At 49.8% G+C, this 15,743-nt stretch carries 9 protein-coding genes and 1 pseudogene; 7 read left to right on the top strand and 3 right to left on the bottom strand.

Going from position 1 to position 15,743, the window contains the following annotated elements; translation table 11 throughout:
• Positions 1-332: 332 nt before the first annotated feature.
• Positions 333-1,377 (bottom strand): annotated as a pseudogene (locus tag GGR07_RS05450) (IS256 family transposase); the annotation flags it as partial.
• A gap of 158 nt (positions 1,378-1,535) precedes the next feature.
• Entirely contained in the window at positions 1,536-2,027 is a 492-nt protein-coding gene (locus GGR07_RS05445) for a metallophosphoesterase family protein (RefSeq protein ID WP_034542866.1), read from the bottom strand.
• Between the two features lie 54 nt (positions 2,028-2,081).
• Here GGR07_RS05445 and GGR07_RS05440 point away from each other — a divergent pair, with 54 nt between their 5' ends.
• The 3 genes from GGR07_RS05440 (at position 2,082) to GGR07_RS05425 (ending at position 8,551) form a co-directional block, all read left to right on the top strand.
• Complete coding sequence (locus tag GGR07_RS05440) at positions 2,082-4,244, top strand: RNA degradosome polyphosphate kinase (RefSeq protein WP_051990583.1); 2,163 nt, start codon at positions 2,082-2,084, stop codon at positions 4,242-4,244.
• A gap of 69 nt (positions 4,245-4,313) precedes the next feature.
• The gene (locus GGR07_RS05435) at positions 4,314-6,566 is read left to right on the top strand and encodes an inorganic phosphate transporter (protein ID WP_021647203.1); all 2,253 of its coding nucleotides are present in this window, start codon (positions 4,314-4,316) and stop codon (positions 6,564-6,566) included.
• 347 nt (positions 6,567-6,913) lie between these two features.
• Complete coding sequence (locus GGR07_RS05425) at positions 6,914-8,551, top strand: ABC-F family ATP-binding cassette domain-containing protein (protein WP_021647205.1); 1,638 nt, start codon at positions 6,914-6,916, stop codon at positions 8,549-8,551.
• A 174-nt stretch (positions 8,552-8,725) separates the two neighbouring features.
• Here GGR07_RS05425 and GGR07_RS05420 read toward each other — a convergent pair whose 3' ends face one another.
• The gene (locus tag GGR07_RS05420) at positions 8,726-9,238 is read right to left on the bottom strand and encodes an HXXEE domain-containing protein (protein WP_021647206.1); all 513 of its coding nucleotides are present in this window, start codon (positions 9,236-9,238) and stop codon (positions 8,726-8,728) included.
• Between the two features lie 215 nt (positions 9,239-9,453).
• Here GGR07_RS05420 and GGR07_RS05415 point away from each other — a divergent pair, with 215 nt between their 5' ends.
• From GGR07_RS05415 to GGR07_RS05400, 4 genes are all read left to right on the top strand, one after another.
• Positions 9,454-9,864 (top strand): DUF6769 family protein, encoded by a 411-nt coding sequence (locus tag GGR07_RS05415; RefSeq protein ID WP_021647207.1) that lies wholly within the window; start codon positions 9,454-9,456, stop codon positions 9,862-9,864.
• 206 nt (positions 9,865-10,070) lie between these two features.
• On the top strand, positions 10,071-11,312 hold the full coding sequence (locus tag GGR07_RS05410; protein ID WP_021647208.1) for an efflux RND transporter periplasmic adaptor subunit: 1,242 nt from the start codon (positions 10,071-10,073) through the stop codon (positions 11,310-11,312).
• A gap of 16 nt (positions 11,313-11,328) precedes the next feature.
• Positions 11,329-14,442 (top strand): efflux RND transporter permease subunit, encoded by a 3,114-nt coding sequence (locus GGR07_RS05405; RefSeq protein ID WP_122056494.1) that lies wholly within the window; start codon positions 11,329-11,331, stop codon positions 14,440-14,442.
• A gap of 28 nt (positions 14,443-14,470) precedes the next feature.
• Positions 14,471-15,628, top strand: a complete 1,158-nt coding sequence (locus tag GGR07_RS05400; RefSeq protein WP_122056693.1) for a TolC family protein — start codon at positions 14,471-14,473, stop codon at positions 15,626-15,628.
• Positions 15,629-15,743: the final 115 nt, after the last annotated feature.

The raw sequence follows: 15,743 nt of genomic DNA, 5'->3' as shown, positions 1-15,743 counted from the left end.
TCTATTACCCGCAAATGGCACTTGGGTCGGTTAAAATCCATTAACTGCCCAAGTGTTATTTGTAATAAATCTTCGATACAATGAATAGGATTTTCAAATGGTTGACTGATGCACCAATAGTATTATTTATAAGCATTTTCTGGTTTATCGGATGCCTATGGAATATTTTCGGGAGCGTAAAATAAACTGTGTCAATGCTCTTTTTACTCTATACTCATCGCTCGGGGAGCGCCTAGCGGCAAGGGGCGGGAGCACCCGTCCCGACGAGCGTAAAGTTATAGTATTTTGAATCGGTCTCCAAACTTAATGGCAAGTTGCTGAGCCGTCGTTCCTCAATTAGACAATGGCATACTCCATTTCTTGCGGATATTACGGTAGGCCAAATAAACGAGTTTTTCAGTGCTGTGTCGCTTGGGAAAACTCCTTTGTTTTTGGTAACCTTTCGTAGCTGCCTATGATATCCCTCTACCGTGTTAGTGGTGTAAATCATGCGCCTGATGCCCTCTGTGAACTCAAAATAGGCAGAAAGCAGTATCCAATTGTCACGCCAGGACTTAATAACAATAGGGTATTGTTCGCCCCATTTGAGTTCTAAATCGTCCAAAAATCTTCAGCAGTTTCTCGATTGACCGCTTGATAAACGCGCTTCAAATCCTTAAGAAACTCTTTTTGGTGCTTGCTGCCCACATATTTGTAGCTATTTCTAATTTGATGTACTACACAAAGCTGGGTTGTTGTTGCCGGAAAAACACTTGCGATGGCATCAGAGAAGCCTTTGAGGTTATCAATACAAGCGATAAGAATATCTTGTACACCACGATTTTGGAAGTCTGTAAGAACGGATAGCCAGAAGTTAGCACCTTCACTTTTAGCAATGTACATACCTAGAACATCCTTGTGTCCCTCCTTATCTATGCCAAGTACATTATAAATGGCACGTGAGACAGCACGCCCCGAATCATCCATCACTTTATAATGAATGGCGTCCATCCAAACAATAGGGTAAACAGCATCTAGAGCGCGAGATCGCCAAGCTTTTATCTCAGGAAGCACACGGTCGGTAATGGAACTGATGGTTTCGGCAGACACACGATTTCCTAGATTCTCCTCCATCCAATCACTAATCTGACGAGTACTGTTGCCCATTGCATATAATCCGATAATACGGTCAACAACGCCTTCAGCTAGGATGGTTTCACGTTTCTTGATAAATTGAGGATCGAATGAAGCATTACGGTCACGAGGAGTTGAAACCGTTACCGCACCAAAGGGAGTTTGGACTTGTTTTTGCATTTTGCCATTGCGACGATTGCCACTATAACGTTCTTCAACATCCAAGTGGGCATCCATCTCGCCCTCTAATGCATCATTGAGGATACATAATAAAAAACTGTGTTAGTAAAGATAATTAATTTTCCTTACTGACGCAGTTTAAATTACAGTCTCTAGCCTGCCATCTGATTATAACCATGACAATATAACCCGAAGCGGTTATGTCGTCACCCTGCAACCTTTCCAAAGAATGAGAAAGCTTTCTACCCCACTAGTTCAATGATTTCCAAATCTTTAAACACTCCCTGATCGATCGCGAAACGAACCAATGTACGTACTTTATGGAAGCCGGACATGCCCGCCGCACCGGGATTGATGTGCAGCATATCCAGCGTCTTATCGTATTTCACCTTTAATATATGAGAGTGTCCGCTAATGAAAAGCTTCGGCGGACGCGTCATCAGGCTGCCGACAATCGAAGGGTCATATTTCCCCGGATAGCCTCCGATATGTTTCATCAAGATTTCCGCTCCGTCGACGGTAAAACGGTTGACTTGTGGAAAACGCCTGCGGATATCCTGCCCGTCGATGTTTCCATACACGGCCCGCAACGGTCTGAAAGCCGCCAGCCTTTCGGCTACTTCCAGCGAACCGATGTCTCCTGCGTGCCAGATTTCATCACACGGTTTGAAATACTCCAGATACTTTTCGTCCCAATAAGCGTGGGTATCCGATAAGAGACCAATTCTTGTCATAAATCCTTTGTTTAGTCCTGCAAAGATACTATATTTGGGCAAATCTTAACTTACATGAAAAGCAAATATAGTTATTTCAAACGGGATATCAGTTGGCTCTCTTTCAACTACCGGGTGTTGTTGGAGGCCCTTGACGAACAGTTGCCTCTGTACGAACGAATTAACTTTATATCTATCTATTCGTCGAATCTCGAAGAGTTCTACAAAATACGGGTAGCCGATCATAAAGCGGTGGCATCGGGCGTAACCCAAAACGATGAAGAAACCGTGCATTCGGCACGTGAGCTGGTAGAAGAGATCAACCGGGAAGTAACCCGCCAGTTGGACGACCGCGTCTTCATCTACGAGCAGAAAATACTTCCTGCGCTCCGGCGCAATCATATCATCTTTTATCAGGACAGCCATCACATAGAAGATTTTCACAAATCATTTATCAGAGATTATTTCAAGGAAGAGATTTTCCCTTATCTCCAGCCTGTTCCCGTAGTCAAAAATAGAATAGTTTCTTTTCTGCGAGATAACCGGATTTATCTGGCCATCCGGCTTTATCTTAAAGAAAACAGAAAAGACAATGAAGGACACGCAACACCCACAGAGGGTGAAAACAATGAATCCTCCTGCCGCGAAGCTCATTATTTCGTGATGAAGCAACCGTATGCCAAGGTTCCCCGCTTCATCGAGCTTCCGTCAGACGGCACGAACTACTACCTCATGTTCATAGAAGATATCATCAAAGCAAACCTCCCTCTTATCTTCCCCGGTTATGACATCGATTCGAGCTACAGCATCAAGATATCGCGCGACGCGGATATTTTGATCGACGACGACATAGACAGCGCATCGCTCGTAAAGCAGATGAAAGAAAAGGTGAAGAAGCGCAAGATAGGAGCCGTCTGCCGGTTCGTATACAACCGAAGCATGCCGAAAGACTTCCTCGACTTTCTGGTGGACGCATTCGGAATTCATCGCGAAGAACTCGTACCGGGAGACAAGCATCTGAACATGGAAGACCTGAGCCGCTTGCCAAACCCCAATCGTTCTCTCCCACAAATGGAGAAACCGAAACCGGTGAAACTCAATATTTTCGGTGAGAAAGAGTCGATCTTCCGATATGTAGAAAAGAAAGACCTGCTGTTGTATTACCCGTACCATTCATTCGAACACTTCATCCACTTTCTGTATGAAGCGGTTCACGATCCGGATACCAGAGAAATCATGGTAACCCAATACCGGGTTGCCGAAAATTCGGCAGTGATAAATACGTTGATAGCCGCCGCCCGGAACGGAAAGGAAGTAACCGTTTTCGTAGAACTGAAGGCACGGTTCGACGAAGAGCACAATCTGGCAACGGCAGAGATGATGCAGGCGGCGGGAATCAAAATCATCTACAGCCTGCCGGGACTGAAAGTACATGCCAAAGTAGCACTTATCCGCCGGGAAAGCACTCACGGAGAAGCCGTTCCGAGTTATGCTTACGTTAGTACGGGTAACTTCAATGAGAAAACCGCCACCCTTTATGCCGATTGCGGATTATTCACCTGCCACCCGGGAATAGTGAACGACCTGCACAATCTTTTCCGTACGCTGCGCGGAGAAAAAGACTTGGCGTTCTCTACCCTCCTGGTCACCCGCTTCAACCTGATTCCGGAATTGAACCGGCTGATCGACCGGGAAATAGCGCTTGCCAGAGCAGGAAAAGCAGGACGAATCATTCTTAAGATGAACGCGCTTCAGGATACCACAATGATAGATCGCCTCTATGAAGCTTCAGAAGCAGGCGTGCAAATCGACCTGATCGTCCGGGGTATCTGCTGCCTGATGCCCGAACAGCCTTACAGCCGCAACATCCGTATCACAAGAATTGTAGACAGTTTTCTGGAGCATGCCCGCATCTGGTACTTCGGCAATGAAGGCAATCCGCTGCTGTTTCTGGGCTCTCCCGACTGGATGAGACGCAACCTCTACCGGCGCATCGAAGCCGTTACTCCCGTACTCGATGATGATTTGCGCGACAGCCTGATCGAAATGCTCGACATCCAGTTGGCCGACAATCAGAAAGCTTGTTGGGTGGACGGTCAGTTGCGAAATATTTTCAAAAAACGCTTATCGAGCCAGCCCGCCGTGAGAGCGCAATATACATTTGCCGAACTGCTTGCGCAAAAGGCCCGTGTCCCCCGAAAAAACACCGACACAACGGACACGGTAATACAAATGTAACAAGTATGACATTCTGTTGCAACGTCAAAACTCGTCCTTTGCTCCAAAAAATAACATACACATTATTTTATGGAGACAATTTACTTATGTATTATCATTTTTCTGTTTGCCCTCGCCATATTCGACTTAATGGTCGGAGTAAGCAATGACGCAGTAAACTTTCTCAATTCTGCGGTAGGAGCCAAAGCCGCTTCTTTCAAAACCATTCTGTTCATCGCCGGAGTCGGTATCTTTATCGGCGCTTCTCTCTCGAACGGCATGATGGATATTGCCCGGCACGGAATTTATCAGCCCCAGCATTTTTATTTCGCCGAGCTGATGTGCATTCTGTTGGCTGTGATGCTTACCGACGTAGTGCTGCTCGACGTGTTCAACTCAATGGGCATGCCCACCTCCACCACCGTTTCACTGGTATTCGAGCTATTGGGAGGTACGTTCGCCCTATCGCTTATCAAAGTACACAACAACGACACGCTCGGTTTGGGCGATCTGATCAATACCGACAAAGCCCTTTCCGTTATCATGGGTATCTTTGTGTCGGTAGCTCTTGCTTTCTTCTTCGGAATGATTGTGCAATGGCTTGCCCGCGTAATCTTCACGTTCAACTACACAAAGAAGATGAAATACAGCATCGCCCTCTTCGGGGGCGTAGCGGCAACCTCCATCATTTACTTCATGCTGATAAAAGGATTGAAAGACAGCTCGTTCATGACTCCAGAAAATAAAGAATGGATACACCGTAACACTTTCCTGCTGATTACTTCTTTCTTCGCGTTTTTCACCATATTGATGCAAATACTCCATTGGCTCAAAGTGAATGTATTCAAAGTAGTGGTGCTGATGGGAACCTTCGCGCTCGCCCTCGCTTTCGCGGGCAATGACCTTGTCAACTTTATCGGCGTGCCGCTGGCAGGCTTCTCGTCTTTCATGGATTATACCGCCAACGGCACCGAAGCCGGAGCAGACGGTTTCCTGATGAGTTCGCTGTTGGGGCCTGCCAAAACGCCCTGGTATTTTCTGGTCGGAGCCGGCGCCATCATGGTGTACGCCCTGTCGACCTCAAAAAAAGCACATGCTGTAATTAAAACATCGGTCGACCTCTCCCGACAGGATGAAGGCGAAGAAAACTTCGGAAGCACACCGATGGCACGTACGCTTGTACGTTTCAGCATGGGACTTGCCAACGGGATGGCCCGCATCGCACCCGAAAGAACCAAAAAGTGGGTCGAAACCCGCTTCCGAAAAGACGAAGCGATTATAGCCGACGGGGCGGCATTCGATTTGGTGCGAGCTTCCGTCAACCTTGTGCTGGCAGGTTTGCTTATCGCCTTGGGAACTTCGTTGAAACTTCCGCTCTCTACTACATACGTCACCTTCATGGTAGCCATGGGTACTTCATTGGCCGACCGGGCATGGGGACGCGACTCAGCCGTTTACCGCATCACCGGTGTACTGAGTGTTATCGGCGGGTGGTTCATCACAGCGGGAGCAGCCTTCACCATCAGCTTTTTCGTAGCTTTGATTCTCTATTACGGAGGCAATACTTCCATCTTCATACTCATCGGGCTGGCAGTGTTTATCTTGATACGCAGCCAAATAGTATACAAGAAACGCAAAGCGAAAGAAAACGACAACACTACGCTGAAACAGCTGATGAAATCTACCGACAGCAAGGAAGCTCTGCAACTGATGCGCCGGCACACGCGCGAAGAATTAGGCAAAGTATTGCAATACGCCGAAAACAACTTCGAGCTGGCAGTTACATCGTTCATTCATGAAAACCTGCGCGGACTCCGCCGGGCAATGGGGGCCTCGAAATTCCAAAAGCAACTGATCAAACAGATGAAACGTACCGGAGCGGTAGCCATGTACCGGCTCGACAACGCCGTTGCGCTCGAAAAAGGATTGTATTACTATCAGGGGAATGATTTTGCCAGCGAGCTGGTATACAGTATCTCCCGACTCTGCGAACCTTGCCTTGAACATATCGACAACAACTTCAATCCGCTGGACGCTATTCAGAAAGGAGAATTCGGAGATGTGGCAGAAGATATCACTTACCTCATTCAGCAGTGCCGACGACAACTGGAAAACAACGATTACGGCAATCTGGAGGAGGAGATCGGACGCGCCGGCAATTTGAACGAACAGCTCTTACAGCTGAAACATAAAGAGTTGCAAAGGATTCAAGACCAGACCGGCAGTATTCGTGTCAGCATCGTCTACCTCACCATGATACAAGAAGCACAGAATGTGGTAAACTATGTAATCAACCTGATGAAGGTTAGCCGTAAGTTCCAAACCGATACAAAGACGGCATAAACAGAGATTCACCTGGCTATTGCCGGAATATATTTGCTCAACGTGCCACGCAGGAGTTCCAATGAGACAGGCTTCACCAACATCTCATCGGCTCCTGCGTTGAGCGTTTCTTCGTCCGTCTGCCCCAATGCAGCTCACACTTTTTCTCTATAATGGCTTTTTCAGTTTAAAACTGTTCTCATTGTCTCCGGCAACTAAAACAAGAGGTTTTTCGTCTATTGTTATCTTCCCCTTTATATACAGGCTTAAATGACAGTTTTATATTCGTATGTTCCTGTTTATCTCTTCTGTATATAACAAAAAACAATAAAAACTGCTATCTTTGCGCCTCAAATTTTAAAAAACATATGATTTCTGTAGACGGACTGGCCGTAGAATTTGGCGGCACGACTTTATTTAGCGACATTTCCTTCGTAATCAACGAAAAAGACCGCATCGCCCTCATGGGGAAAAACGGAGCGGGAAAAAGTACCTTGCTCAAGATTCTTGCCGGAGTGAGGCAGCCTACGCGCGGTAAAGTGTCGGCGCCCAAAGATTGCGTCGTGGTCTATCTGCCGCAACACCTGATGACCGAAGACGGACGCACGGTGTTTGAAGAAACGGCGCAGGCCTTTGCTCATCTCCATGAGATGGAAGCACAGATAGACAGGCTGAACAAAGAACTCGAGACCCGCACCGACTACGAAAGCGACAGTTATATGGCACTAATCGAAGAGGTTTCGGCTCTGAGCGAGAAGTTTTATTCCATCGACGCCACCAACTATGAAGAAGATGTGGAGAAAGCATTGCTCGGACTGGGCTTTGCCAGAGAAGATTTCGGACGCCAGACGAGCGATTTCAGCGGCGGTTGGCGCATGCGCATAGAGCTGGCCAAGCTGTTGTTGCAGAAACCGGATGTGCTTTTGCTCGACGAACCCACCAATCATCTGGATATCGAATCTATCCAATGGCTCGAAGAGTTTCTGATAAACAACGGAAAAGCGGTCGTCGTCATCAGCCACGACCGGAAATTCGTGGACAATATCACCACCCGCACCATTGAAGTGACCATGGGACGGATATACGACTACAAGGTGAATTACTCGCAGTATCTGCAACTGCGCAAGGAACGGCGCGAACAACAGCAGAAAGCTTACGACGAGCAGCAGAAGTTCATAGCCGAAACCAAAGAGTTCATCGAACGCTTCAAGGGAACCTACTCTAAAACACTGCAAGTGCAAAGCCGGGTGAAGATGCTCGAAAAGCTCGAACTGCTCGAAGTGGACGAGGAAGACACTTCCGCCCTGCGTTTGAAGTTTCCTCCTTCTCCCCGCTCGGGGAGTTATCCGGTGACGATGGAAGGAGTGGGAAAATCGTATGGTGACCATATTGTGTTTCAAAACGCCACCCTGACCATCGAACGGGGAGATAAAGTAGCTTTTGTAGGGAAAAACGGCGAGGGCAAGTCCACGCTTGTGAAATGTATCATGAACGAAATAGAGCACACCGGCACGCTGACACTGGGACACAACGTACAAATCGGCTATTTTGCGCAGAATCAGGCGTCATTGATGGACGAAAACCTGACGGTGTTCCAGACTATCGACGATGTGGCAAAGGGAGAAATCAGAAACAAGATACGCGATCTGCTCGGCGCTTTCATGTTCGGCGGACCGGAAGAGTCGATGAAAAAAGTAAAAGTGCTTTCGGGCGGCGAACGTACCCGGCTTGCCATGATCAAACTGCTGCTCGAACCGGTGAACCTGCTCATTCTCGATGAGCCCACCAACCATCTGGACATGAAAACCAAAGATATCTTGAAGCAAGCGCTGGCAGATTTCGACGGGACGCTTATCGTCGTTTCGCACGACCGAGACTTTCTCGACGGTCTGGTGAGCAAGGTTTACGAATTCGGAAACAAAAAAGTCACCGAACACTTGTGCGGCATCTACGAATTTCTCGAAAAGAAGAAGATGGATTCGCTGCAAGAGCTGGAAAGGAAATAGGCACAAGGCTGACTGTCGGTTGAACAGGTTTTTCGTCGAGCTTGTAGGACCGGAAAGGTGATAAGCACAAGTCCGACGGAAAGCAAGCAGTCCGGAAGCAAATTACTGCCATGGCGGAAAGGAAACAAAGAAGGAATGATGGAGCTCTGCCCGAAAAGCCTTAAACAGGAGTAATCACTGTGGACGAAAAAGAGCATAAAGCCCCAAGGCCAACAGCCAGACCACCGAGAGTGCGGCGAGCAAAGCCAACGCCCCGTAAAGAAATACTCCCAACCAAGTAAAATTCTTAAGAAGCTTATGCCTGAAAAGTCTCTTAAGAATATAGAAAGAGAGCGGAAGATTTACGAACAATGCTGTAACTACCCCGGGAGAATACCCCCGGACAATTACCGAAACAGCCACATGCTGAATGGAGTTTAAAGCAAAAGCTCCCAAAGCCACAGCCAGAATGCGATTGTCCCACTCGCGTCCCGCCACCATATATGCGAAAATCATCAATAAAGCCGTTACAATAACGATCGCATAAGGAAACCCTCCAATCAGCATTTTTTCGGAAACCGGCAGGCAAGCAAAAAAAATGTCATAGTGTTCCCGCATCCATGCCGGCATTGTTAACGCTTCTTCCAGATTGTGCACACACCATGCCCCCGTCATGACATACCAATACAAACCGGTATTTTTCATCATTCTCTGATTATATACATGAAAACACAGTTCCTCCCGACAAATATATGCAAATGAACCGGAAAATATAAAAACCAACCTGTTAAAATAACGATGAAACGATCTGTTCCGAAATGAAAATTAAAGCAAACCCGGACGTTTTCTCAGATTCAACCCAAACAGACTTTTTAAATTCAAACAAATATCATATCTTTGCCCAATCATAACATAAAAGCAGGATGATAAGGAGAAAGCGGATAACAGTAACCATATTGCTTATAATCAACATTTTCATGTTGGTGATTCCCGTTATTCCCCATCACCATCATCCCGACAAAATGATTTGCATGAAGCAAGACCTGTCCGAAGTACCCGGCTGTCCCGCACATCACCACCATCCCGGACAAGACTCTTGCTGCGACAGCGAGTGCATGACTCGCTTCCACTCTCCCACTCCGGCGAGACAAACGGATAGCGGACCGCATTACCTGTTCGTTACCACTCTGTTTACGCATCAAATCATCGAGCGATTATTCCATCCGCAGGAGAAACAACTGAAAGACTATTCCGTATATCGAGAATCCCTGCACGGTACGAATATTGCCCGTACCTTCTCTCTTCGTGCCCCTCCTTGCACGATTCCCGCATAATCCGTCTGTTCCGGAAAGGATTATACGGCTCAAAGCCAAAGCGTATCTGAAGTCCGATTCACAGAAACCTGTACGAAGTCGGTTCGTTATGCACGTCAACCCGCATTCATCAGCGTTCTTCCACACATCGGCACCTTTGACGCATACGGCAAAATCCATTCAAAAATTCAAGCCTCCGGGCTTTATTCAACAAGGAGAATATATTTATGAAAAAACTAATTTATATCGCATTCCTCGGATTGTTTATTCTGGGATCATGCACCCATAAACACAAAGAGGGAACGTGCGGAAGCACCCATACTCATGCCATCGGCGACAACCATACACATGAAGAGGGAGATGAACACGACCATGAGAAAGAAGTAGGCCACAACCATGAGGAAGAAGGCCACAATCATGAAAAAGAAAGTACCTGCGGCGGAAATGAAGACGAAATCATTCTCTCTGCCGCAAAAGCCGAAGCGGCAGGCGTGAAATGCAGCATCGTCGAACCCGCCCCTTTCCGGCAAGTCATTAAAACCAGCGGGCAAATTTCAGCAGCGCAGGGAGACGAGTCCGTCATTGTAGCCACAGTGTCGGGAATCGTTTCTTTCCACGGGCAAATCACCGAAGGGATGGCGGTTAACCGGGGTAAGCCTCTGGTCAACATCTCGTCGAGCAAGACCGCCGAAGGCGATGCCGCACAACGTGCCCTCATCGTTCATGAAAGCGCCAAAAAAGAATACGAACGCGTAAAAGCGCTGGTGGAGAGCCGGATCGTATCGAAGAAAGAATACGAGCAAGCCAAACTGAACCACGACAACGCGCACATTGCCTATGAGGCGCTTTCCAAAAATTATTCGCCCAAGGGACAGGAAATATCATCCCCGCTTGGCGGATACGTCAAAAACATCCTGATACGGGAAGGCGATTATGTATCTGTGGGACAGCCGTTAATGAGTGTCACTCAGAACCGCCGCCTTTTCTTGCGCGCCGAAGTGTCGGAGAAATACTACTCCCACCTGCGCAACATCCGCTCCGCCAATTTCCGCACCCCCTACCACAACCGGGTGTATGAGCTGAAGCAGCTCAACGGAAGACTTCTTTCTTTCGGAAAATCTTCCGGCAGCCAGTCGTTTTACGTGCCTGTGACTTTCGAGTTCGACAATACGGTCGATGTTCTTCCCGGCTCATTTGTCGAGGTCTACCTGTTATCGTCGGACATGGAGAACGTGCTTTCGCTCCCCCGAACGGCGCTCACGGAAGAACAGGGTTCTTTCTTTGTGTACCTGAACGTGGACGAAGAGGGCTACCGCAAGCAGGAAGTGACTTTAGGCGCCGACAACGGGAAAAACGTACAGATTCTTTCGGGACTGAAAGCCGGCGACCGCGTCGTTGTCGAAGGAGCCAACCAAGTTCGTCTGGCAGGCATAAGCACAGCCATCCCGGGACATACGCACAATCACTAAAACGAGGAGACACATCATGCTGAACAAAATCATATACAAGTCGCTGCACAACCGGCTGGTGGTGCTCTCTGCCGCAATCCTCCTGCTCATCGGAGGAACCTACACGGCCATGCACACCGAAGTGGATGTGTTTCCCGATCTGAACGCCCCCACGGTGGTAGTGATGACCGAAGCCAACGGGATGGCCGCCGAAGAGGTGGAGCAACTCGTCACATTCCCGGTGGAAACCGCTGTGAACGGAGCCACCGGAGTACGCCGCGTACGCTCTTCTTCCACCAACGGATTTTCCGTCATCTGGGTAGAATTCGACTGGGGAACCGACATTTATCTCGCCCGCCAGATCGTTAGCGAGAAACTCGCCGTAGTCAACGAATCGCTGCCGCCCTCTGTGGGCAAACCGACGCTGGGTCCGCAATCTTCCATACTCGGCGAAATGATGATCATCGGGCTGACTGCCGATTCCACTTCGATGCTCGATCTGCGCACGCTGGCCGACTGGACAATCCGCCCGCGCTTGCTCTCCATCGGCGGGGTGGCTCAGGTATCCGTGCTGGGCGGAGAAATAAAGGAGTACCAGATTCTGCTGGAGCCGGAGAGGATGCGCCATTACAACGTATCGATGGACGAAACCATGCGCGCCGTGCAAGACATGAACCTGAACGCCAACGGAGGGGTGTTATACGAATTCGGAAACGAATACATCATCCGCGGTATGCTTTCGACCGACCGTACCGGAGAGCTGGAGAAAGCTGTCGTCAAGACGGCCGACGGATTTCCCGTCACCCTCGCCGATATAGCCGATGTGAAGATCGGCCCGAAAGTTCCCAAGCTCGGCACGGCGTCCGAACGGGGAAAGGCAGCCGTGTTGATGACGGTCACCAAGCAGCCCGCCACCAGTACGCTCGAACTGACGGACAAGCTGGAGGTTTCATTGAAAGAGCTTCAGAAAAATCTGCCGCCGGACGTAAAAGTCTCTACGGACATCTTCCGCCAGAGCCGGTTCATCGAAAATTCCATCCGTAACGTGAGGAACGCTCTGCTCGAGGGAGGATTTTTCGTGGTCATCGTGCTGTTTCTCTTTCTGACCAATGTACGCACCACGCTCATCTCTCTGGTCACTCTTCCCATCTCCCTGATTGTTTCGATACTGACGCTTCACTACATGGGGCTGACCATCAACACCATGAGTCTGGGAGGCATGGCCATAGCCATCGGATCGCTGGTGGACGACGCCATCGTGGATGTGGAAAACGTGTACAAGCGTCTGCGGGAGAACAGGCAGAAACCGGCAAACGAACGGCTCTCCACGCGGGAGGTGGTGTTCAACGCGTCGAAAGAGGTGCGCATGCCGATACTGAACTCCACGCTTATCATCGTTGTGAGCTTTGTTCCTCTCTTCTTCCTCAGCGGGCTGGAAGGACGGATGCTGGCGCCGCTCGGAATCGCTTTCATCGTTGCCCTCTTCGCCTCCACCGTGGTGGCGCTCACGCTCACTCCCGTACTCTGCTCCTACCTGCTCGGGCAGAAACATACAAGCGGCGAGATGAAAGAATCGTTTGTGGCGAGCCGGCTGAAAGGAGTGTATAAGACATCGCTGGTATGGGTGCTGAAACACAAGCGGGTGACGCTGGGAAGCACCATCGTCTTATTCCTCATCGCGCTGGGATGTTTCTTCACGCTCGGACACAGTTTCCTGCCTTCTTTCAACGAAGGTTCGTTCACGATCAATCTCAGCACGCTGCCGGGCGTTTCGTTGGAAGAAAGCGACCGCATGGGACGCAAAGCCGAAGAGCTGTTATTGCAGATTCCCGAGATACAAACCGTAGCCCGGAAGACAGGACGCGCCGAACTGGACGAACATGCTTTGGGAGTGAACGTATCGGAACTCGAAGCTCCTTTCGAGTTGAAGGACCGTTCCCGCCATGAATTAATGGCCGACGTGCGTGAAAAGCTGGGCGGCATCAGCGGCGCGAACATTGAAATCGGACAACCCATCAGTCACCGCATCGATGCCATGCTTTCGGGCACAAGGGCCAACATCGCCATCAAACTGTTCGGCGACGACCTGAACCGGATGTTCTCGCTCGGCAAACAGATTAAAGAAATCACCGGTGACATTCCCGGCATTGCCGACCTGAACGTGGAGCAACAAATCGAACGGCCGCAGCTGAAAATACACCCCAAACGGGAAATGCTGGCACGATACGGCATCACGCTGCCGGAGTTTTCGGAATACATCACGGTGGCTCTGGCGGGAAAAGCGGTGTCGCAGGTGTACGAACGGGGCAAAAGTTTCGACCTGACGGTAAAGATAAACGATCATGCCCGCGACGAAATGGAAGCCATACGCGACTTGTCCATCGACACGGGCGACGGAAAGAAAATCCCGCTGAGCTACGTCGCGGAAGTGGTGTCGGGCATGGGGCCGAACACCATCAACCGCGAAAACGTGAAACGGAAAATCGTGATCTCCGCCAACGTTTCGGGACGCGACCTGCGCAGTGTGGTGAACGACATCCGCGAACGTATCGACCGTGCCGTTCGCCTGCCCGAAGGATACCACATCGAATACGGCGGCCAGTTCGAAAGCGAACAGGCAGCCAGTCGGACACTCACGCTGACCTCCGTCATCAGTATCGCCATCATTTTCCTGCTGCTGTATCATGAGTTCCGTAGCCCGAAAGAAGCCGGAGTCATCCTGCTGAACCTGCCGTTGGCGCTGATAGGAGGCGTATTCGTGCTGCTTGCCACTACCGGCGAGCTCAGTATTCCCGCCATCATCGGATTCATTTCACTGTTCGGAATCGCCACCCGGAACGGGATGTTGCTCATCAGTCATTACAAACATCTGCAACAGGAAGAGGGAATGAACGTGTACGAAAGCGTCATCCGCGGTTCGCTCGACCGTCTGAATCCTATTCTCATGACGGCCCTCTCTTCGGCTCTGGCCCTGATTCCGCTGGCTCTGGGCGGCGATTTGCCCGGCAACGAGATTCAGAGTCCGATGGCAAAAGTGATATTGGGCGGATTGCTCACCTCTACGTTTTTAAACGGTTTCATCATTCCCGTGGTCTATCTGCTGCTTTCCGCAGATACCACGCATTTAAAAGAAAAAGAAGACTATGTATAAGAAAACACTCCTACTCGCACTCACCGGCATGCTTTCCTTTTCGTATGGAAGAGGGAACGATGGAGGCGGAAATATCGACCGGGTGCTTCGTTCGATCGAAGCGAACAACAAAGAGCTGCGCGCCAAAGCGCAGTGGACGGCGGCGCAAAAGCTGGAAGACCGGACAGAGAATAACCTCGCGGACCCGTCGCTCTCGTACGCCCATCTGTGGAAATCGAAAGACAAAAGCGAAACCATCGGCGAACTGGTGGTGTCGCAGAGTTTCGACTTCCCGAGCCTGTATGCCACACGCCGGCAACTGAACCGACTGAAAGCCGGAGTTTACGACAACCGCGCACTCCTTTTCCGCGAGGAGCTGTTGTTGCAGGCCAAAGAAACGTGTCTCGACATCATCCTGCTGCGCCGGCAGAAGAAGCTGCTGGACGAACGGCTGCGGAATGCCGAAGAGCTTTCGGAAATGTACGCCCGGCGTCTGGAGGCGGGCGATGCCAACATATTGGAAATGAACAAGATTAAATTGGAGCTGCTCAACGCGCGCACAGAGGTGTCGATGAACAAGGCCGCCCTGAACAACCTGCTGCAAAAGCTCACCGCGCTGAATGCCAACCTCCCGGTCGACTTCGACGACGACCGTTATCCCGACGTAGCTTTCCCCGCAGACTATCAGGCGCTGAAGGCGGAGGTGATGGCATCGGACCACACATTGGCGGCGTTTGAAAAGGAAAGCCTGACGGCGCACAAGCAAGTAACGGTGAACCGTTCGCAATGGTTGCCCAAGTTCGAGCTGGGATACCGGCGAAACACAGAGTCGGGCACTCCGTTCAACGGGCTGGTGGTAGGATTCTCATTCCCCCTTTTCGAAAACCGCCACAAAGTAAAGGCCGCCAAAGCCCAAGCGCTCGACATAGACTTGCAGAAAGAAAACGCAACCCTGCAGGCGGAGGCGGAATTAATGCGCCTGTACCGGGAGGCGGAAACGCTCTACCGCTCGATGCAAGAGTATCAAAACACTTTTGAGTCGGGCAGGAATTTGGATTTGTTGAAGCAGGCTGTAACGGGCGGGCAGATCAACATGATCGAATACTTCGTAGAAGTTTCGGTGATTTACCAAAGCCGCCAAAATCTGCTGCAATTGGAAAACCAATACCAAAAAGCAATGGCACGGATATATAAGGGCCGCCTGTAAAAAAGACGGCGGGCTTTGAAAAAAAGACGGCGGGCTTTGAAAAAAAGACGGCGGGCTTTGAAAAAAAGACGGCGGGCTTTGAAAAAAAGACGGCGGGCTTTGAAAAAAAGACGGC

The organism is Bacteroides pyogenes, assembly GCF_014196225.1.
In the GTDB taxonomy this organism is placed as follows: Bacteria; Bacteroidota; Bacteroidia; order Bacteroidales; family Bacteroidaceae; genus Bacteroides; species Bacteroides pyogenes_A.
Note: the sequence above shows the minus strand (reverse complement) of the source record. Positions and strands in the feature narration are given on the sequence as shown.

Bases quoted from the DNA above. Each gene is read 5' to 3' on its own strand.
- GGR07_RS05435 (WP_021647203.1), top strand. From the start codon at position 4,314: ATGGAGACAATTTACTTATGTATTATCATTTTTCTGTTTGCCCTCGCC.
- GGR07_RS05425 (WP_021647205.1), top strand. From the start codon at position 6,914: ATGATTTCTGTAGACGGACTGGCCGTAGAATTTGGCGGCACGACTTTA.
- GGR07_RS05400 (WP_122056693.1), top strand. From the start codon at position 14,471: ATGCTTTCCTTTTCGTATGGAAGAGGGAACGATGGAGGCGGAAATATC.
- GGR07_RS05445 (WP_034542866.1), bottom strand. From the start codon at position 2,027: ATGACAAGAATTGGTCTCTTATCGGATACCCACGCTTATTGGGACGAA.
- GGR07_RS05415 (WP_021647207.1), top strand. From the start codon at position 9,454: ATGATAAGGAGAAAGCGGATAACAGTAACCATATTGCTTATAATCAAC.
- GGR07_RS05420 (WP_021647206.1), bottom strand. From the start codon at position 9,238: ATGATGAAAAATACCGGTTTGTATTGGTATGTCATGACGGGGGCATGG.
- GGR07_RS05405 (WP_122056494.1), top strand. From the start codon at position 11,329: ATGCTGAACAAAATCATATACAAGTCGCTGCACAACCGGCTGGTGGTG.
- GGR07_RS05440 (WP_051990583.1), top strand. From the start codon at position 2,082: ATGAAAAGCAAATATAGTTATTTCAAACGGGATATCAGTTGGCTCTCT.
- GGR07_RS05410 (WP_021647208.1), top strand. From the start codon at position 10,071: ATGAAAAAACTAATTTATATCGCATTCCTCGGATTGTTTATTCTGGGA.